Below are 18,638 nucleotides of genomic sequence, written 5' to 3' on the forward strand. Positions count from 1 at the left end.
GGAATCGGTGAGCCCCGGGGCGAGGCCGAGCGCGCTCGGCACCCACCGGGGTGGCGGATCAGCGGACCGCCTTGACGTTCAGTTCGTTGATCATCTGCTGGGCGGCCTTTTCGGCAGCCAGCTGCAGGGCATTGGTACGGGCCACGGTTTCATTCGGGCCGGTACCGGAGAACTGCACCGGGCCGACCGACGACACGGTGCGCGGGAAACGACCGGTCACATCCAGCACCTTGCCGGTGACGGTGACGAACACGCGGGTGTTGCCACTGGCCGGATCACGGTCGCGCATGCCGATGTCGAGGGTGCCGACGGCGATGTACGGAATGTTGGCCGCACGGATGCCGTTGGCGGTGTCGCGCAGGGTGGCCGGGGCCAGGTCGTTGCCGGTGCTGAAGTCCTTGCGGATGCGCTCGATGCTGAGCAGGCCACGCGACTCGCCTTCCACGTATTCGGCTTCAACCACTTCGTAGCCGGCGGCGCTGAAGGCCCCGGTCATCGCGGTGTTGACCTCGGCGGCGTTGGCCACCTTCCAGGTGATGTTGTCTGCGCGCGCGGTGGTGCTGCCGCCGCTGGTGACCGACACCGAACCATTCTGGTTGATGCTGCCGTTGGTGCTGACCGAGTTGCCGCGGAAGCTGTCACCCTCACGGGTGTTCTCGCTGTAGCTGCTGCTGGCGTCGACGCGGCGGTATTCCTTGTCCTGGAACGACTGCACGGTGTCCTGCGAGCGCGCCATGAACAGGAAGGTCAGCAGCGAGCGCTGCGCGGCGGTGGCACCGGCCACGGCCGAACCCGCATCCAGCTTGGTCTGCAGCAGGGTGGTGTTGATCTCGGCACGGACGGTGACGGTGTAGGTCTTGGCCTTCTTGTCTTCGGTGTCCGACAGCGGCACGGCACTGAGCACGTAGCGGTCGATCTCGCCGATGAACTCGGCGCGACGCGCTTCGAACAGGCGCAGCTTGGCCGCACCGGTTTCGGCGATGTACGCCTCCAGGGCATTGACCTTGGCCTTGTTCAGGGCCTGGGCACGGGTATCGGCACTCAGGCGCAGGCCGTAGCTGGCCGAGCCGGTGCCGCGCGAACTCGCGGTCTGCGCAGCGACCGGCGAGGCCACCACCAGCGCGATGAGGATGAGCAGGATGGTACGCATCAACGACATGACTTGATCAACTCCTGGAGGGCTTGGGTCTGCTGTTGCAACGGGCGGCCGCCCGGCTTCTGTTCGTCCAGCCAGGCGCGCGAATCGGCACGCTTGGCGGCGGCGCCGGCGAAGGCGTCGAGCCCGGCCAGCAGGGTTTCGTAGCTGGCCGACCACTGGTCGACCTGCCACTGCGTGGCCGGCACCACCTTGGTGGCGCCCTTGCGCAGCGGCTGTTCGAAATAGACCTTCCCCGAGAACGGCTCAGTCACCCTGGCGGTGAAGAAGGCGCCGAACAGCATCGTCTTCATCGCCGGGGTTTCCTGGATCACGCCGTTCTTCAGCGCATCGACCTGCAGGTTGATGACGTAGTCGGGCTCGGGAATCTTCAGCTGGTAGACCTTGCCGTCGGCAAAGCGGGCAGCCATCGCGCCACCGATCGCCTGGCCCGAGGCCGGCGGCAGCAGCCCGACGCCGGTGTTGGACGACAGCGTCTTGGACAGTTCATGGGCGAGGGTGGCGCGCAGCGGCGCTTCCCACTTCGGGTCGGGCAGCTTGGCGCGGACCGCGTCGGACAGGGTTACACCACCGACCTGCAGACGGCGCACCGCCGCGTCGGGCAACCTGGCTTGGGCGAGGCTGGCCGCCAGCACCTGCGACAGGCTGGTATCGGCGCCGCCATACAGCAGATCGGCGACGATCGCGTCGATATCGTCGTTGTCCGGTCGGTAATCCTGCACGTCGATGCGCTGCAGGGTCAGCGGATAGGACGCGATCACCTGGCGCTCGCGGAAGTCGAAGAACAACGCCTGCAGCGCCACTTCCACCAGCACCTTGTACTGGTCGCCGATCGGCTCGACCGAGACCAGTTCGCGGTCCAGCGCCGCGGCCAGCACGGTGGCGCTGGTGGTGCCGTCGAGCATCGCCACCGGCTGGTCGATCAGCTCCAGATGGGCCGGTGCGCGGCGCTTGAGCGACTGCGCCAGCGTCTGGTTCAGCGGGATCAGGCCACGCCGTTCCAGCACCGCATGCGCATGTGGGGTGGTCGCCTGCACGGCGGCGGCGTCAGCGGTATAGGCAAAACCGGCCCAATAGGCCTGCTGCGATTTGTCCGCGGCCTGCACGGCCATCGGCCATACGGCCAGGCACAGGGCACAGGCAAGCAGGCGCGCAAAAGCGCGCGATGCGCTCTTCGTCCTTGAATACATCCAACCGCTCCTCGGTCAATACGCACGGAATGCGGGCGCTGATGCGTCCGCTGGGCGCGAAACATAGCCGCTAAGGCGCGCGGCGACAAGTGCTGTCCTTGTCGGCTCAGTCCGTGGGGGGCAGGCCCGCCCGTTGCCGCAACAGTCCGCGCTCGGCCTGGTTCTGGCTGAGCCGAGCCGCCTCGCCAAAAGCGTCACGCGCATCCTGCTCGCGCCCCAGTGCCTGCAACAGCTCGCCACGCACCACCTGCAGCGGCGCGTAGTCACGCAGGCGCGCGTCGACCAGCAAGGGCTGCAGCTGCGCCCAGGCGGCAAAGGGACCGTCGCTGCGCAGGATCGCCACCACCCGGTTCAATGCCACCACTGGCGAAGGCTGCACCTGCAGAAGCTGTGCATAGAGCGCAGCAATGCGCGGCCAATCGGTATCCTCGGGGCGGCGCGCCGCTGCATGGCAGGCCGCAATGCGCGCCTGCAGCACGTAGGGATCGTTGCCACCACCCGCGGCCAGCGCACGCGCCAGCACCTGCTGCCCACGTTCGATCTGCAGCCAATCCCAGCGTGCGCGGTTCTGCTGGTCCAGCAGCACCGGCACGCCCTGCGCGTCCACCCGCGCCGCTGCGCGCGAGGCCTGCAGCTCCATCAGCGCCAGCAGGCCCAGTACCGGCGGCACCGGCAACCGATGGGCCAGGATGCGGGCCAGCCGCAGCGCTTCCTCGCACAGCGCCGGGCGCATCCAGTCGTCGCCGGCGCTGGCCGCATAGCCTTCGTTGAACACCAGGTAGATCGCCTCCAGCACCGAGGCCAGGCGCTCCGGCATCGCCTCCGCGCGCGGCACTTCATAGGGCACCTGCTTCTGCGTCAGGGTGCGCTTGGCGCGCACGATGCGCTGGGCGATGGTCGGTTCCGGCTGCAGGAACGCGCGCGCGATCTCCACGGTGGTCAGGCCACCGAGCAGGCGCAGGGTGAGCGCCACGCGCGCATCGGCCGGCAGCACGGGATGGCAGGCCACGAACATCAGCCGCAGCAGGTCGTCGCCCAGGTCATCCTCCAGCGCCTGGCTGTCATCGGGTGCCGGCAGCGCCGCCGGATGCAGTTCCTCGCCCCATTGCGCGTGCTGCTGCGCCACGCGTTGGTGCTGGCGCAGCACATCGATGGCACGGTTGCGCGCGGTGGTCATCAGCCAGGCTCCGGGGTTGTCCGGGATGCCCTGCTCCGGCCAACGCTCCAGCGCGGCCAGCCAGGTGTCCTGGGCCAGTTCCTCGGCACGGCCGACATCGCCACCGAGCAGCCGCGCCAGGCGCGCGATCAGCACTGGCGACTCCATCCGCCAGAGGGTTTCCAGACGCTGCGTCAGTGCGGGCTCGAGCATGCGCCGATCACAGCACGCGCGCCCGGCCCGCACAAGCGCCGCAGCTCACGCTTCAACAATCGGCTTGAAGCCGCCCCAGAACATGCGCTTCGTATCGAAGGGCATGTCCTTCGGGCCCAGCGACGCCAGTCGCGGGTCGGCCATCACCTTTGCGTTGATGCGGTCGCGTGCCGCGCGCGAGCGGAACACCACGAAGGCGACGATCACCGTCTCGCCCGGTTTCGCCTTGACCGCGCGCGGGAACGAGGTGCTCTTGCCCGGCTCCACATCGTCGGCCACGCATTCCATGTACTGCAGCGCGCCATGGTCCTTCCACACCGCGCCGGCCTTGCGGGCAAGGCGGCGGTAGGCCGCCACCTTGTCCTGCGGGCACGGCAGCACGTAAGCGTCCACGTAAGCCATGCGGGTTCTCCTGCGGCGGCCGTCAGCCCGGCTCGCCGTCCATGTGTGCGATCTCCCAGAGATGGCCGTCCAGGTCCTGGAAGCCACGCTGGTACATGAAGCCGTAGTCGCGCGCCGGCTGCGGTTCGCTGGCGCCGGCGGCCAGGGCCTTGTCCACCAACTCGTCAACGGCCTTGCGACTGGGTGCCGAGAGTGCGTTGATCACTTCGGTGTGGGTGTGCGCGTCGGCAATCGGCTTGTTGGTGAACTGCTGGAAAAAGGGCTGGGTCAGCAGCATCACGTAGATGCTTTCGCTGATGACCATGCCGGCCGCGTCGTCGTTGGTGTAGGTCGGATTGAAGCTGTAGCCCAGCGCGGTGAAGAACGCCTTCGACTTCTCCAGGTCCTGCACGGGCAGGTTGACGAAGATCATCTGCGGTTGTGGTGCACTCATCGTTGAAGCTCCTTGTGGATGACAGAGGCGGGATCAGGGCTGCTTCATGCAGTTGACCATCCACGGCTTGCCGTAACGGTCGATCAGCATGCCCCAGCGATGTGCCCAGAACGTTTCGCCGATCGGCATCTGTACCTGGCCACCTTCGGCCAGCGCGGCGAACACGCGTTCGGCTTCTTCGATGCTGTCGACATCGACATTGATGGTGGTCGAGCCGCCCTCGCCGCCGCCGGGGCCGTCGGCTGCCATCAGGATGGCGTTGCCGATCTCGAGCTGGCTGTGCGCGACGTGGTCGAGGGTTTCCGGCGGCATTTCGTTGCAGCCCGGCGAGCCATCGGAGGGCGGCATGTCGCGGTACTTCATTTCCGAGGTGACCTGGCCACCGAGTGCCTTGGCATAGAACGCCATTGCCTCGTGGGCCTGGCCGCTGAAGCCGAGGAAGGGAATCAGTCTCATGGCAATACTCCGTTGTGCGGTTCAGGGTGGTAGTGCCGGGGCGTGCCCGGTTGGGAGAGGAATCGGGTCAGCCTTCCAGCTGTGCACGCAGACGCTGTTCCTGCTGCTGTAATTCGGGGGTGAAGGCTTCACCAAAGTCTTCTGCGGAGATCAGGGGACGCAGTTCCAGCGTGCCGCCCTCGCCGAACGGCGCACGGCTGGCCCATTCAACGGCCTCGTCCAGCGACCGCACCTCCCACAGCCAGAAGCCGGCGATCTGTTCGCTGGCAGGACCGAACGGACCGGCCTCGACCTTGGGTGCCCCGGCGCCGAAATGAATGCGACGGCCGCGCTGGGTGGCGTGCAGGCCTTCACCGGCCAGCATGATGCCGGCGGCCACCAGTTGTTCGTTGAAGGCGCCCATTTCGGACAGTTCCTGTTCGCTGGGCATGCGGCCGGCTTCGGAGTCGGCGTTGGCCTTCACGATCACCATCACTTTCATTTTGGTCTCCCGTGGGACGCGTGGTGCGTGCCCTTCACTGGGTACAACGAACCAGGGGACTGGGAATCGACACGTCTGTTGGAAATTTTTTTTCTTCCGCGGAAAGCACGCCTTCGGCGGGAGTCGGCGAACGGCGGAGCCCCTCCGTGGTGGGGGGGAGTCGCTGAAAGCTCGGTTCATGGGTTTGGCCGGGTGGGTAGGCGGGTCGGGGGACGCCGTAAAGCCATCCATGGGGGCTTAGCCGCGCCATCCATGGCGCGGATACCCCCGCCCCGCCTACCCACCCGGCCCTGGACAGTTTCCTGCCTCCGGTACCCACCACGGGAAGACCAAGAGAAAAGGCAACAGCAACAGCAATGGCGGTTGGCTGGCGGGCTCGGCTTTGCGAGCGAAGCGACCCGCTTTTGCTCTTGTTGTTGATTTCCCGTGGTGGATCGGCCGCCGGAATCTGTCTGGGGCCGGGCGGGTGGGGTTGGCGGGGTATCCGCGCCATGAATGGCGCGGCTAAGCCTCCAGGGACGGATTCACGGCGTCCCCGCCAATCCCACCCGCACGGCCCACCCTCAGGAAACCCGCTTTCAGCGACCAACCCCACCCCACCACGGAGGGGCTCCGCCGTTCGCCGATCCCCGCCGAAGGCGCGCTTCTGCGCTGCAACATGCCCGTGCGCAATCCTGCGCGATCATGGACCCCCGCCCCCGCCCCCGCCCCCGCCCCCGCCAGGACCATGCCATGCAGCAGTACCTGCTTCTGATCTACATCGAGCCTGCCCTGCTGCAGGCCCTGCCCACCGAAGAATTCAACGCGCTGATGCGCGACTGCCTGGCCCACGCCGACAAACTGCAGGCCGAAGGCACGCTGCTGGCCGCACAGAAGCTGCAGCCGGTCGACACCGCGCAGACCCTGCGCGTGCGTGATGGCCACAGCCGCGTACTGGATGGCCCCTTCGCCGAGACCCGCGAACTGCTGGCCGGCTTCAACCTGATCGTAGCGCGCGACCGCGACGACGCCATGCGCATCGCCCGCGATTTCCCGTGGGCACGCTTCGGCAGCATCGAAGTGCGGCCGCTGGAAGACATGGACGCCGAGCGCGAACGCTGCGGCGCCCCGGCTGCGGCTATGGCAGCAGCCGTACCCTGATCTCGCGCGGGCCGACGCCTTCGTTGCCGCTGTAGTCGCGCACGCTGGCGCGCACGACGTACTCGCCCGGCGGCAACGCCGCCGGCTGCCAGCGTCCGGTTTCCATCAGGCCATCACGCACGGTGTTGGTGGCCAGGTAGCGGAACCGGGTCACCGCGCTGCCATGCACGGTGATGCCGCTGTCCGGTGCGTAGGCCACGCGCACTGCTTCCCGCTGCGGCGGCATGCGGTTGAACACGATGTTCCAGCGCGGCTGCTCGTAGCCCTGCAGCGGTTGTCCCGTAGCATCGAGGATCTGGTAACCCACCTGGTACATGCCCAGGCGGCGGCGTGGCAGATTGTTGTCGACCTGGTCCCAGGCCTCCACCACGATCTGCACGCCACGCCCCTGCCGCGCAACCATCACCACGCCATCGCTGCCTGCGGCCATCGGCTGGTCGTTGTCGTCCAGCAGTGCTACATCAGTGATGCGCGGTGCGAAGTGATCGGCGTAGTTATGGAAGCCAAGCGCCACCGCATTGGTCTCGAACCCCCCGGTGCCCACCGCCAGGTGCACGTGCGCCTGGTTGTTGATGCTGCCCAGGCGGTCACCCACGTGGATGCGCATGCCACGGCGCACGCGCATCCGCTGCAGCTTGCCCTGCTCGTCGTACAGCGCCTGCCAGCGCGCGTCGAACGGCACGTCGCGCGGGGTGCGGCCGACGCGCATGTGGATGTACTTGAGGCGGTCCACCGCAAGGCCCTCGGCCTGCTCGCCCAGGTTCCAGGCCGCCACCGGGCTGCTGATCTTGCCATCGGCAATCGCCAGCACGGTCTGGCCCACATCACCGCGCACGTCGAAGCCGCCATGCAGGTGGTGGCGGCTCTCACCGCTGAAGTTGCCGCGCACTTCGCCCAGGGTGCCGACCACTTCGTGCCAGCCGTGCTGCGGTGCGAGCGGCCAACGGCCCCCCGTCTTCGGCAGCGCGGCATCAGCGGCCGGGCCGACCAGTGCCGGTGCCGGCAGTTCGCCCACCGGCAGCGGGCGCAGGCGATGCAGGCGGTAGCCTGCGGCGTCGGCCACCAGCACGCTGCCATCGGCATCCATCGCCAATCCGCTGGGGCGGGCCAGGCGCGGCAGGCGACCATTGCCGACCAGCGCGATCTGGTGGCCCTGCGGCGTCACCTGCACGATGCGGCCATCCAGATCACCCACGTACAGCACGCCGTCGTGGGTGGTGGCCAGCGACAGCGGCCCATTGATCACGCCACCGGCGGCGACCACGGTGCTGACCGTGCCATCGGCCCCCACCCGGCGCACGGCGTTGTTGAACAGATCGGCCACCAGCAACGCACCCTGCGCGTCGAAGGCCAGCGCCACCGGCGTATCGAAACGCGCAGCGGCGCCCACGCCATCGGCAAAGCCTGGCCGATCACCACCAGCCAGGGTGCGCACACTGCCATCGGTACCGATCACCCGGATGCGGTCATTGAACGTGTCCGCCACGTAGACCTGGCCCTGCGCGTCCACAGCAACGCCCATCGGTGCATCGAAGCGGGCCTGCGTGGCCGGGCCGTCGGCGTGGCCCTGTTCGCCACCGGCCAGCGTGGTCACCTGGCCATCGGTGCCGATGCGGCGGATCGCATGGTTGCCGGTGTCGGCCACGTACAGGTTGCCCTGCGCGTCGCCTGCAATGCCCGAGGGCGTATTGAAGCTGGCCTGCAGCGCAGGGCCATCGACACGGCCCTCACCCTGCCCGGCCACGGTTTCAACGCGGCCATCGGGCAGGCGGCGGCGGATCCGGTTGTTGTCACCGGCATCGGTGAAATAGACACTGCCATCGGTGCCGCGCAGCAGTGCATACGGGTCGGCGAAGCGCGCCTGCGCGGACGTACCGTCGCGGTCGCCGGGATGACCATCGCCGGCCAGCGGCTCGATCTGCCCGGTCCAGGCCAGTGGCGTGGGCACCGGGCCTGCAGGGCCGGCCAGCGTTTTCAGCGGGGGGTCCCACCAGGTTGCGGCCAAGCCCACCGCCGTTGCCAACGCCACCCCTGCCGCCATCCATTGCCACCGTGCCATCGTGTTGCGCTGCCTCTGCCTGCCGCTTGAAGAGGCACCGACAATAGACGCTGCGCGTGCGATCCGCCACGGCCGATCATGCGGCTGAAGGCCAGGATTCGCTTCGTCGTGCTTGTCCTCGCTGGCCGTAGCAGGTTCAATGCGGTTCCCACGGATGGAGATTCTCCATGCCCCGCGCTCTCCCCCTCACCGCACTGCTGCTGGCCGCATTGGCCAGTGCGCCCGCCTCCGCTTCGATCACGGTGGCCCCGCAGAAGCCATCGGCCACCGCCGATGCAGTACACGCAGCGTACGCCACGCGCTGGGATGAAGCCATCCAGCAGGCACGCGGCGGCAATACGCTGGGTGCACTGATCAGCATGGAGCGGCTGATGGAGGATCCGTTGCTGGACGACTTCGATGCCGAGCGTCGCGGCCGCGCCTCGCAGGTCGCCGGCTGGACCGCGCTGATGCAGAAGAAGCCGGATCAGGCCCGCCGCTACCTGCAGCGGGCGCAGGAGGCCCTGCCGGAGGATGCACAGATCCTGCTCACCCTGGTGTCAGTGGAACTGTCGGACAACCAGCCGGCCGCAGCCACCACCTTGCTGGTGAAGGCACTGCAGCACGCCGACGCGCCGCTTCCGATCGATCACCACGCGGTCAACTACCTGCAGTACCGCCTGCGTGACCAGCCGCAGAAGCGCATGGACCTGCTGCAGGCGCTGTTTGACAACGGCTGGAAGAGTGGCGGCCTGGAACCCACCGGGCTGTGGCTGGCGCTGGCCACGCTGCAGGCCGACTACAGCCGTGGCGACAGCATTCCGGCCACGCTGGCGCGCATCGACAGCCCGGCCGAGATCATCCGCCTGCGCAGCGACAAGCGCTTCGATCGCTATGTCGATCGCGGTGACGCGCGTTTCGATCCAGTGCAGGCGGCACAGCGCCACCTCGATGAACTACGTGTTTCCGGCCTGCTCGACCGCGCACTGGACGCGCGCATGGCCGAGTTCAGCACCACCTTGCTGATGCTGGACCGCAACGAGGAAGTGCTGTCGTTGACCGAGGGCATGGCCGCTGCCGCCAGCAACGGCGAATCGCCTGCCGCCACAGAAGCGGAATGGGTGGCCTGGCTGCTCAACAGCCGGCTCACCGCACTGCGCCGGCTGGGCCGCACCGATGAGGCACTGGCCACGGCGAAGCAGGCCGCCCGCATCGGCGCGCTCGGCCCGGATGGTGTCGAGCACCAGATGAATGTCGGCTTCGTGTTCAGTTCGCTGGGACGCATGCAGGACGCTGCGCAGGCAGTGAATGACATGCCGGGCCTCGCCGGTTACGGCAAGGCCGCACAGGCGCTGCTGCAGTTCGCCGCGGCCCGCGAGCGCGGTGATGCCAAGGCGCGCGATGCAGCACGCGCGGTGATCCTGGCCCAGCGCGACGATGCCCGCCTGTTCCACCGCGAAATGCTGCTGGAAGAAGGCGACCTGGACGGTGCCGCCGCCGTGCTGATCGAACAGCTGCGCTCGCCGGTTGAACGCGGTGAAACCCTGGCCAGCCTGCAGGACATGCGCACCTATCCGTCATTGCCGGGCGATGTGCGCATCGATGCCGCGTGGCGTGCACTCAAGCAGCGTGCCGACGTGCAGGCCGAAGTGGCACGCGTCGGCCGCATCGAGCGCTACGACCTGGTCGGCACTTACACCTCGCGCTGAGCGGCTTTTGTGTAGAGCCGAGCCGATGCTCGGCTGCAATTGGCGCAGCCGAGCGTCGGCTCGGCTCTACAACGCCACGTGCAGGCAGCACCGTCCGCTAGCGGGCTGGCACTTCGGTGCGGATGCCCATCGCTTCGCGGTAGCGCGCGTACAGCGCCATCACCTTGTCCACATAGGCCAGGGTTTCGGCGTAGGGCGGCACGCCCTTGTAGCGGGTGACCGCACCGATGCCCGCGTTGTAGGCAGCCGCCGCCAACGGGCGATCGCCGTTGTAACGGCGCAGCAGTGCGCGCATGTAGCGCGCGCCGCCCTCGATCGACTGCTGCGGCGAGAACGGATCGCGCACGCCATATTCCTGTGCGGTCTCCGGCATCAACTGCATCACGCCCTGTGCGCCCTTGGTCGAGACCGCCAGCGGATCGAAATTGCTTTCGGCATGGGCGATCGCACGCAGCCAGGCATCGTCGACGCCGGTAGCTTTGGCCGCGGCCTTGAACTGCCTGGCGTGCTGCGCGAGCTGCGGCGTGCCGACCTTGCCCAGGCCCTCGTGTGCAGGCTCGCCCGGCGGCGTGGCCACGGTGAACTTCAGGAATACCCGCGAGCCGGGCAGGTTGCGGGTGGAATAGACCAGCACGCCGTCCTGCTCGCGCTCGTACAGCACACCACTGAACACGCCCATGTTGCCCCACAGGTTCGGGGCCTGGATGGCGTTGTCGTCGATCTCCTTCGGCGTGCACCGCGATCCCGGCTCCGGTGCGGTGGCCAGGCTGACGGTGTTGCCCTGCACGCAGCGATAGACCGTGCGCGCGGCAGCCATCCCGGGCCACAGGATGGGCAGCAGCACCAGTGCAAGCAGGAGAGGTCGATGGGACATGGCGGCCGGATGATCCGGCCGCGCCCGCGAATGTTGGGTGAACGGGGGTCGGCAGGGCTGCGCCCTGCACCCGCGGTAGTGCCGGCCGCTGGCCGGCAACCTCAACGGCAACGGCAGCGGCCGATTTCCTGCGGCTGACAGTAGATCCACGCCATGCGTGGATGAAACTCTCTGGAGACGATGGATCAATCGATGGAACGGAGACGTTGGATCACTTCGCGGCCTTCCGGCGCACCCAATACCCCGCGCCCAGCAGCACGAACCACACCGGGCTGGCGATCAGCGCCTGGCGGGTGTCGCCCTGCAGGCCCAGCAGCACCAGCACGGCGGCGAAGAACACCAGGCAGGCCCAGCACATGGCAACGCCGCCAGGCATCTTGAAGATCGAGGCAGCATGGCGCTCCGGGTAGCGACGGCGATAGGCGATGTAGGCCACCAGGATCAGCGACCAGACGAAGATGAACAGCACCGTGGCCAGCGTCGTCACCAGGGTGAAGGCGGTTACCAGGTTGGGAATCAGGTAGATCAGCAGCGTGCCGCCCAGCAGGCACAGGCACGAGAACAGCAGGCCACGGGCCGGCACCGCAGCGCGCGACAGTTTCGACAGCCCGCGCGGAGCGTGGCCCTCTTCGGCCAGGCCGTACAGCATGCGGCTGGTGGAGAAGATGCCACTGTTGGCCGAGGACGTGGCCGAGGTCAGCACCACGAAATTGATCAGGCTGGCGGCGGCGGGAATGCCGGCCAGCACGAACAGCTGCACGAACGGGCTCTTGTCCGGCACCACCTGGCGCCACGGGGTGACCGCCATGATCGCGATCAGCGCCAGCACATAGAAGATGATGATGCGCACCGGGATCGAGTTGATTGCCTTGGGCAGGTTGCGCTCGGGGTCGGCGGTTTCGGCGGCGGTGGTGCCGACCAGCTCGATGCCGACGAAGGCGAACACCGCAATCTGGAATCCAGCGAAAAAACCGACCAGGCCCATCGGGAACATGCCGCCGTCATTCCACAGGTTCGACAGCGACGCGGTGTGGCCGCTCGGCGAGGTGAAGCCCCACGCCACCAGACCGGCGCCGGTGATGATCAGCGCACAGATCGCCACGATCTTGATCAGCGCGAACCAGAATTCCATTTCACCGAACAGCTTCACCGTCACCAGGTTCAACGCCAGCAGCAACATCACGCAGGCCAGCGCCGGTTTCCAGGCTTCAAGCCCCGGGAACCAGAACTGTGCGTAGGCGGCAATCGCGATCACGTCGGCAATGGCGGTGACGATCCAGCAGAACCAGTAGGTCCATCCGCAGAAGAACCCGGCCCACGGGCCGAGCAGGTCGGTGGAGAAATCGATGAAGGATTTGTACTGGAGGTTGGACAGCAGCAGCTCGCCCATCGCACGCATCACGAAGAACAGCATCGCGCCGATGATCAGGTAGACGAAGATGATGGACGGGCCGGCCAGGCTGATGGTCTTGCCCGAGCCCATGAACAGGCCGGTGCCGATGGCACCGCCGATGGCGATCAGTTGCAGGTGGCGGTTGGACAGGCTGCGGCGCAGGTGCTCGGGGGGCGTGGCGGGCTCGGTCATGGGCGCGGGAAGGGGCGGGCGAAGCGTTCGACGGTAGTCCTCCGCGACGCCGAGCGCCAGCGCCAGACGGCCCCATTGCGTCAAAGCAGGGCGCTTTCACCACAATGTGACCGAATACCGTATTGATCCCATTCCGCCCGGCCCGGTGCCATGCTGAGATAGCCGCATCTGCCCAAGGACCGGCCCGACCATGCGCCCTGCCCCGCCCGCCCCGCTGGAGCCCCGGCCATGAGCCGCCTGCGCGTCATCATCGGCGGTACCGCACTGGCCCTGCTGGCCGCTGCGGTGCCGATCGCGGTCATGGCCTACGCCACCTGGGACCGCGCGGTCAGCGTCGAACAGCAGCGCCTGCGCGACATCGCCGATCGCACCCTGCGCCGCTCCGACCTGTCCTACCAGGAGGCGCTGGCGGCGCTGAAATCCGCCGAAGCCGGTGCCTACGTGTCCTGCAGCCCCGAGCACATCCGGCGCATGCAGACCCTGGTGATGACCACCCCATCGATTGACCAGATGGGCTACTTCGAAGGAGGCAAGCTGCGCTGCACCTCCTGGGGGCCGTTCCTGTCGGATGTGGATCAGCCCAGGCCGGACCACGTCACCAGCGACGGCGCCGGCATCGCAGTGGACGTGCGCCCGGAAATCAGCGGGCGACGCCAGGTGCTGGCGATCCTGTATGGGTCCTACGACGCTCTGGTGGACCCACGCCGCTTCGTCGATGTCATCGCCGACCCGAATGTGCGGCTGGCACTGGCCAGCCCCGACGGACGCCTGCTGGCCAAACAGCCCGGCCTGGATCCGGACCTGCTGCAGGCACTGCTGCGCGACCCGGGCGAAGGCCTGGACCACACCACGCTGTTCGCTACCGCGCGCAACGAGGAATGGCTGGCCGTCGCCACTACACCGCGCACCGCGCTCGCTGCGGCCTTCCGCCAACAGGCCTGGCTGTACGTGCCGGTGGGCCTGCTGCTGGCCGCCGCCGGCGCCGGGCTGGTGATCTGGCTGTCGCGGCGCCGCCTTTCCCTGCGCGGCGAACTGGCCACCGCCATCCGTCGCCGCGAGCTGTACCTGCATTACCAGCCGATCATCGAACTGGACACCGGCATCTGCGTCGGCGCCGAGGCGCTGGTGCGCTGGCAACGCCCGGATGGCACCCAGGTGCGCCCTGACCTGTTCATTCCACTGGCCGAAGAGGCCGGCATGATCGCCGACGTCACCGACCTGGTGATCGAGAACGTGGTGCGCGACATGCGCGAGCTGCTGGTCGCCGACCGCAGCGCGCACATCGCGATCAACCTCGCCGCCGAAGACATCAGCAGCGGTCGCGCCCTGAAGATGATCTCCCGGCACATGGCCGGCAGCGGCATCCTGCCGCAGCAGATCTGGATGGAGGCCACCGAACGTGGCTTCCTCGATCTGGACCGCGCGCGCACCATGCTCGCCGCCGCCCGCCGCGCCGGCCACAGCGTGGCCATCGATGATTTCGGCGTCGGCTTCTCCAGCCTGCAATACCTGCAGCAGCTGCCACTGGATGCACTGAAGATCGACAAATCATTCATCGATGCGATCGGCACCGAAAGCGCCACCAGCCCGGTCACGCCGCACATCATCGACATGGCCAAGGAGCTGGGCCTGTGGGTGGTGGCCGAGGGCGTGGAAACCGAAGCGCAGCTGGCCTATCTGCACAGCCGGCATGTGGAATTCGGACAGGGCTGGCTGTTCTCGCGGCCGCTGCCGCGCGATGAGTTCGTCGCCTTCCATCAGAAGCGGCAGCAGCAGTACGGCGCTGCACGCGAACACATGCAGAACCCGCGCAGCGTGCCGATCGAGCGTGAGGGAGTGGAGTAGGACGGCGAACGGCGGAGCCCCTCGTGGAGGATCGCGCCCGGTGGATCCATCAGGTGGGGCCGGGTGGGCAAGACCGGGGTTGGGCGTCCTGCGCAACCCACCCACCCGGCCACGGGCACATTGCGGCGGCGTCCCGCCACGGAATCAACGGAAGAAAGCGAAAGCAAAGGCAAACGCGGGTCGCTGCGCTCGGTAGATCCACGCCATGCGTGGATGGCGTGGACCACGGTAGTGCCGGCCGCTGGCCGGCACCTCCGTAACGTTTGGCCTGCCCCTACGCCCACGCCTTCGGCCGTGCCAGCAACCACGCGGCGGTCACCGCCAGCAACAGCAACGGCAGCCATCCCAGCTGGCGTGGGCCGCTGGCCTGCAGCAGCACGCCGCCTGCCACGCCGCCGGCCGCAATGGCCAGGTTCCAGCCGGTCACCAGCATCGATTGCGCCAGGTCCGCAGCGGCCCCGGCGCGCCGTGCCAAGGCGGTCTGGAACAGGGTCGGCACGGCGCCGAACGCCACGCCCCACAGGATCGTCGCCAGCAGCAGTGCGCTCGCCACGCCAGGCCACACCAGCAAGGCCAGCACCGGCACGATGAAGCCGATCACCGCCGCCCACACCAGCGCATGCAGGTGGCGATCCACGCCCCAGCCGGCAATCGCGATGCCGGCAATCGCCGCCATGCCGAAGGCCAGCAGCAGCCGGTCCAGCCAAGCACCGGCACCCGCGTCGACCGCCAGCGGCTCGATATAGGTGTACAGCACGTTGTGCGCCAGCACGTACAGCGCCATCACCAGCAACGCACTGCGTACACCGGGCAGGCGCCACACGGTCGCCAGCGAAGTGCGTTGCCCGGCCCCAGCGGCCGGCAGCGCCGGCAACGCCCAGCGCGCGTAGGCCAGCAGCAGCAGACCCAGCACGCTCATCAGCGCGAACGCCCAGCGCCAGCCGATCTGCTGGCCCAGCAGCGTCCCTGCCGGCACCCCCAGCGACAGCGCCAGCGGCGAACCGACCATCGCGACCGCGATGGCCCGTCCCTGCAGCGACGGCACCACCATGCGCGCGGCATAACCGGCCACCAGCGACCACAGCAGGCCACCGCTCACGCCGGCCAGGAAGCGCGCAGCCATGATCAGCGCGTAACTGCTGCTCAACGCGGTCAGCGTATTGACCACCACGAAGCCGGCGATGGCCGCCAGCAGCAGCGGACGCCGTGGCAGGCGCTGGGTCAGCGCGGTCATCGGCAGTGCAGCCATCACCGAACCCAGCGCATACACGCTCACCAGCTGGCCGACCGCCGCATCACTCACGCCCAGGCTGTCGCCCATCGGACGCAGCACACCCGCCGGCAGGGTCTCGGTCAACAGGGTGATGAAGCCGCCACCGGCCAAGGCAAGCAGGCCCGCCCACGGCAGGCGCGTGGCCTCGCCAGCCGGACTGGCGGCATCGATTGCATGGCCGCTCATCGCGTGGTCTCCAGGTCGGCATAGACCGCGTCGCGCAGTTCATCGACAAAGGCGCCATCCATGCCTTCGTACAGCGTGTTGGTCAGCGCCACCACGCTCAGCCCACGCGACGGGTCGACGAACCAGCTGTGCCCGTAGGCACCGCCCCAGCGCCAGGTGCCTTCGCGCTGTGGTGTGCCGCTGGCGGCGGCGTCGCGCAGTACCGCAAAGCCCAGCCCGAAGCCCCAGCCGGCCGGTTCCGGCGGCCCCTGCTCGCCCACCTGCGGGCTGGCCATCTGTGCCGCCAGCGCGGGCAGCAACAGGCCAGAGCGCTGTACGTCGCGCAAGGCCTCCAGCACCGCCATCACCTCATCGGCGGAACCGACCAGGCCGGCGCCGGCCGAAGCGAACCGGCTGGCGTCGGTGGCACGCGCGGGACTGAACTCGATGCCCACCGTTCCCTCGAAAGGTGCGACCACCTCGCCTTCCTGCAGCCGGTGCGGCTGCGGCGTGTCGCTCACATACGGCGTGGCCAGCCGCTCTGCATCACGCGTGGCGAACGCGGTGTCGCGCAGGCGCAACGGGGCAGCCAGCAGACGCTGGAACAGCGCCTGCAGCGTTTCACCGGTCGCGGCTTCGGCCACCGCACCGGCCACGTCCACGCCCAACGAGTACAGCCATTGGCTGCCCGGCTCGAACAGCAGTGGCACCTGCGCGATCCGGCGTACGTTCTCGGTCAGGGAAAGCGGGTTGGCGTCCATGCCATCGCTGACGCCAGCGCGCGCGTAGGGCCCCACCGCATCCGCCTCCAGGAAGCGATAGCCCAGCCCGCTGCTGTGGCTGAGCAGCTGGCGCAGGCTGATCGGCGGCGTGCGGCCATCGGCCAGCGCCGGGCGGAAGTCCGGCAGCCAGCGCTGCACCGGTGTGTCGAGGTCGAGCACGCCTTCGGCCACCAGGCGCAGGATCACCGTGGCCAGCAACGGCTTGCTGACCGATGCCAGCCGGAACAGCTGATCGCGCTGCATCGGCCTGGCCGACTCGCGATCGGCCAGCCCGGTCGCGCTGGCATGGCGCAGCACGCCGTGCTCGCGCACCAGCACCACCGCACCGACCAGGCGCAGCGGGTGGACCTGCTGCAGCAGCCGCTGCACCGAAGGCAGCGTCGGTGCAGGTTCAAGGGAAAGAGCGGCATTCATCGCGGTGATCCGTGGGGAGAGGCCCGCCACGTTAGGCAGCACGACGCGGCGCAAAAAGCCGGTTGCCGCTCCGGGCATCATGGACCGTGCAGTCCGCAATCGGCATGATGCCCGGAACTGGAACGCCGCAAGGGCTGCCCGAGGCCCCGCACCACAGTGTTGCGACGGCCGCGCCGCGTGTCGCGATCACCCCTACCCTGCCGTTTTCATTGCCGGTACGCCCATGTCAGTCCTGGACAACCTCGCCAACCTGCAGACCTTCGTCCACGCCGCCGACACCCGCAGCTTCGTCGAGACCGGGCGCCTGCAGGGCATCTCGGCCTCGGCCGCGGGCAAGTGCGTTGCGCGGCTGGAGCACGCACTGGGCGTGCGCCTGTTCCACCGCAGCACGCGCAGCATCACCCTCACCGCCGAGGGCCAGCTGTTCCTGGTGCGCTGCCGGCGCATCCTCGACGAACGCGATGCCGCGCGCACCGAACTGGCGCAACCGCACGCTGCACCGAGCGGCACGCTGCGGATCAGCCTGCCGCTGGTAGGTGACCTCACCCTGCCGTTGATGGCCGAATTCATGGCCGCGTATCCGGACATCCGCCTCGACCTGGATTTCAGTGACCGGCTGGTCGATGTCATCGAGGAAGGTTTCGATGCGGTGCTGCGCGTTGGCGAACCCAGCGACTCGCGGATGAACGCGCGCCGGCTGGGGGTGTTCCCGCGGCGTGTCGTCGCCTCGCAGGGCTACCTGCAGCGTCGCGGCGTTCCACGCACGCCGGCCGACCTGTTGCAGCACACGTTGCTGCACTACCGCTTCCCCAGCACCGGCAAGCTGGAGCCGTGGCCGATCCACTGGCCCGACCACGAAACACCGCAGGAGCTGCCGGTGCACATGGTGGCCAACACCATCGAGGCGCGGGTGGCGCTGGCGCTGCGCGATACCGGCCTGGCCTTCGTGCCGGTGCACTCGGTGCGCGAAGCGCTGGCCGACGGCCGCCTGGTCACCGTGCTGGAGGATCATGTGCACTCCTGCGGCACCTTCCACCTGCTGTGGCCGTCGGGCCGACATGTACTGCCGAAGCTGCGGGTGTTCATCGACTTCGTCGGCGCCCGCCTGGACACCGTGCCGTAGATCCACGCCAAGCATGGATGCTTCTTGTAGCGTCGAGCCATGCTCGACTCACCGGAACCCCAAGCGAAGATCAGCCGAGCGTGGCTCGGTTCTACAGCTGCACGCAGCCATTCAGCCACCGCCGCTATACTGTCCCCTCATTCCTCCCAGAGGCTCGCGACCAATGCGCCATTGATGCCGCCGTCTTCCCAACAGACGGCCTG

At 68.2% G+C, this 18,638-nt stretch carries 16 protein-coding genes; 4 read left to right on the plus strand and 12 right to left on the minus strand.

The features are described 5' to 3' along the window. Nucleotides 1–58: 58 nt before the first annotated feature. The 7 genes from ACM0PK_RS07450 to ACM0PK_RS07480 all read right to left on the minus strand — a co-directional run bounded on the left by ACM0PK_RS07450 (nt 59) and on the right by ACM0PK_RS07480 (nt 5,487). Nucleotides 59–1,159 (minus strand): hypothetical protein, encoded by a 1,101-nt coding sequence (locus tag ACM0PK_RS07450; RefSeq protein WP_061478618.1) that lies wholly within the window; start codon nt 1,157–1,159, stop codon nt 59–61. Further along, complete coding sequence (locus ACM0PK_RS07455; RefSeq protein ID WP_414606978.1) at nt 1,150–2,346, minus strand: hypothetical protein; 1,197 nt, start codon at nt 2,344–2,346, stop codon at nt 1,150–1,152. The genes ACM0PK_RS07450 and ACM0PK_RS07455 overlap by 10 nt, the downstream gene beginning before the upstream one ends. A gap of 106 nt (nt 2,347–2,452) precedes the next feature. Then, nucleotides 2,453–3,715, minus strand: a complete 1,263-nt coding sequence (locus tag ACM0PK_RS07460) for an RNA polymerase sigma factor (RefSeq protein ID WP_414606979.1) — start codon at nt 3,713–3,715, stop codon at nt 2,453–2,455. A 45-nt stretch (nt 3,716–3,760) separates the two neighbouring features. Further along, complete coding sequence (locus ACM0PK_RS07465; protein ID WP_032128771.1) at nt 3,761–4,117, minus strand: DUF1428 domain-containing protein; 357 nt, start codon at nt 4,115–4,117, stop codon at nt 3,761–3,763. A gap of 22 nt (nt 4,118–4,139) precedes the next feature. Continuing rightward, nucleotides 4,140–4,550 (minus strand): VOC family protein, encoded by a 411-nt coding sequence (locus ACM0PK_RS07470; protein ID WP_005415091.1) that lies wholly within the window; start codon nt 4,548–4,550, stop codon nt 4,140–4,142. Between the two features lie 33 nt (nt 4,551–4,583). Continuing rightward, nucleotides 4,584–5,006: a VOC family protein gene (locus ACM0PK_RS07475; RefSeq protein WP_061478615.1), complete on the minus strand. Its 423-nt coding sequence runs from the start codon at nt 5,004–5,006 to the stop codon at nt 4,584–4,586. 67 nt (nt 5,007–5,073) lie between these two features. Further along, complete coding sequence (locus ACM0PK_RS07480) at nt 5,074–5,487, minus strand: YciI family protein (RefSeq protein WP_032953878.1); 414 nt, start codon at nt 5,485–5,487, stop codon at nt 5,074–5,076. A 732-nt stretch (nt 5,488–6,219) separates the two neighbouring features. On the opposite strand from ACM0PK_RS07480, the gene ACM0PK_RS07485 reads away from it, so the two are divergent. After that, nucleotides 6,220–6,627, plus strand: coding sequence for a YciI family protein (locus ACM0PK_RS07485; protein ID WP_049413606.1), 408 nt, complete (start codon nt 6,220–6,222; stop codon nt 6,625–6,627). On the opposite strand, the gene ACM0PK_RS07490 is transcribed toward ACM0PK_RS07485, so the two are convergent. Beyond that, entirely contained in the window at nt 6,605–8,686 is a 2,082-nt protein-coding gene (locus ACM0PK_RS07490) for an NHL repeat-containing protein (protein ID WP_414606980.1), read from the minus strand. The genes ACM0PK_RS07485 and ACM0PK_RS07490 overlap by 23 nt on opposite strands. Before the next feature lie 167 nt (nt 8,687–8,853). Between ACM0PK_RS07490 and ACM0PK_RS07495 the strand changes: the two genes are divergently transcribed. Beyond that, on the plus strand, nt 8,854–10,374 hold the full coding sequence (locus tag ACM0PK_RS07495) for a tetratricopeptide repeat protein (RefSeq protein ID WP_414606981.1): 1,521 nt from the start codon (nt 8,854–8,856) through the stop codon (nt 10,372–10,374). 97 nt (nt 10,375–10,471) lie between these two features. On the opposite strand, the gene ACM0PK_RS07500 is transcribed toward ACM0PK_RS07495, so the two are convergent. Both ACM0PK_RS07500 and cycA read right to left on the minus strand, forming a co-directional pair. Beyond that, nucleotides 10,472–11,248, minus strand: coding sequence for a lytic transglycosylase domain-containing protein (locus ACM0PK_RS07500; RefSeq protein WP_088496303.1), 777 nt, complete (start codon nt 11,246–11,248; stop codon nt 10,472–10,474). 211 nt (nt 11,249–11,459) lie between these two features. Continuing rightward, nucleotides 11,460–12,833, minus strand: coding sequence for a D-serine/D-alanine/glycine transporter (gene cycA, locus ACM0PK_RS07505; protein WP_414606982.1), 1,374 nt, complete (start codon nt 12,831–12,833; stop codon nt 11,460–11,462). A 228-nt stretch (nt 12,834–13,061) separates the two neighbouring features. Here cycA and ACM0PK_RS07510 point away from each other — a divergent pair, with 228 nt between their 5' ends. Then, the gene (locus ACM0PK_RS07510; protein ID WP_072167714.1) at nt 13,062–14,678 is read left to right on the plus strand and encodes an EAL domain-containing protein; all 1,617 of its coding nucleotides are present in this window, start codon (nt 13,062–13,064) and stop codon (nt 14,676–14,678) included. 274 nt (nt 14,679–14,952) lie between these two features. On the opposite strand, the gene ACM0PK_RS07515 is transcribed toward ACM0PK_RS07510, so the two are convergent. Both ACM0PK_RS07515 and ACM0PK_RS07520 read right to left on the minus strand, forming a co-directional pair. Further along, the gene (locus ACM0PK_RS07515; RefSeq protein WP_414606983.1) at nt 14,953–16,137 is read right to left on the minus strand and encodes an MFS transporter; all 1,185 of its coding nucleotides are present in this window, start codon (nt 16,135–16,137) and stop codon (nt 14,953–14,955) included. Next, nucleotides 16,134–17,312: a serine hydrolase domain-containing protein gene (locus ACM0PK_RS07520; RefSeq protein WP_414606984.1), complete on the minus strand. Its 1,179-nt coding sequence runs from the start codon at nt 17,310–17,312 to the stop codon at nt 16,134–16,136. The genes ACM0PK_RS07515 and ACM0PK_RS07520 overlap by 4 nt, the downstream gene beginning before the upstream one ends. 223 nt (nt 17,313–17,535) lie before the next feature. On the opposite strand from ACM0PK_RS07520, the gene ACM0PK_RS07525 reads away from it, so the two are divergent. After that, on the plus strand, nt 17,536–18,435 hold the full coding sequence (locus tag ACM0PK_RS07525) for a LysR family transcriptional regulator (protein ID WP_414606985.1): 900 nt from the start codon (nt 17,536–17,538) through the stop codon (nt 18,433–18,435). Nucleotides 18,436–18,638 lie beyond the last annotated feature (203 nt).

The organism is Stenotrophomonas sp. FR010, assembly GCF_047520755.2.
Lineage (GTDB): Bacteria > Pseudomonadota > Gammaproteobacteria > Xanthomonadales > Xanthomonadaceae > Stenotrophomonas > Stenotrophomonas sepilia.

Bases quoted from the DNA above. Each gene is read 5' to 3' on its own strand.
- ACM0PK_RS07450 (WP_061478618.1), bottom strand. From the start codon at position 1,159: ATGTCGTTGATGCGTACCATCCTGCTCATCCTCATCGCGCTGGTGGTG.
- ACM0PK_RS07455 (WP_414606978.1), bottom strand. From the start codon at position 2,346: ATGTATTCAAGGACGAAGAGCGCATCGCGCGCTTTTGCGCGCCTGCTT.
- ACM0PK_RS07460 (WP_414606979.1), bottom strand. From the start codon at position 3,715: ATGCTCGAGCCCGCACTGACGCAGCGTCTGGAAACCCTCTGGCGGATG.
- ACM0PK_RS07465 (WP_032128771.1), bottom strand. From the start codon at position 4,117: ATGGCTTACGTGGACGCTTACGTGCTGCCGTGCCCGCAGGACAAGGTG.
- ACM0PK_RS07470 (WP_005415091.1), bottom strand. From the start codon at position 4,550: ATGAGTGCACCACAACCGCAGATGATCTTCGTCAACCTGCCCGTGCAG.
- ACM0PK_RS07475 (WP_061478615.1), bottom strand. From the start codon at position 5,006: ATGAGACTGATTCCCTTCCTCGGCTTCAGCGGCCAGGCCCACGAGGCA.
- ACM0PK_RS07480 (WP_032953878.1), bottom strand. From the start codon at position 5,487: ATGAAAGTGATGGTGATCGTGAAGGCCAACGCCGACTCCGAAGCCGGC.
- ACM0PK_RS07485 (WP_049413606.1), top strand. From the start codon at position 6,220: ATGCAGCAGTACCTGCTTCTGATCTACATCGAGCCTGCCCTGCTGCAG.
- ACM0PK_RS07490 (WP_414606980.1), bottom strand. From the start codon at position 8,686: ATGGCACGGTGGCAATGGATGGCGGCAGGGGTGGCGTTGGCAACGGCG.
- ACM0PK_RS07495 (WP_414606981.1), top strand. From the start codon at position 8,854: ATGCCCCGCGCTCTCCCCCTCACCGCACTGCTGCTGGCCGCATTGGCC.
- ACM0PK_RS07500 (WP_088496303.1), bottom strand. From the start codon at position 11,248: ATGTCCCATCGACCTCTCCTGCTTGCACTGGTGCTGCTGCCCATCCTG.
- cycA (WP_414606982.1), bottom strand. From the start codon at position 12,833: ATGACCGAGCCCGCCACGCCCCCCGAGCACCTGCGCCGCAGCCTGTCC.
- ACM0PK_RS07510 (WP_072167714.1), top strand. From the start codon at position 13,062: ATGAGCCGCCTGCGCGTCATCATCGGCGGTACCGCACTGGCCCTGCTG.
- ACM0PK_RS07515 (WP_414606983.1), bottom strand. From the start codon at position 16,137: ATGAGCGGCCATGCAATCGATGCCGCCAGTCCGGCTGGCGAGGCCACG.
- ACM0PK_RS07520 (WP_414606984.1), bottom strand. From the start codon at position 17,312: ATGAATGCCGCTCTTTCCCTTGAACCTGCACCGACGCTGCCTTCGGTG.
- ACM0PK_RS07525 (WP_414606985.1), top strand. From the start codon at position 17,536: ATGTCAGTCCTGGACAACCTCGCCAACCTGCAGACCTTCGTCCACGCC.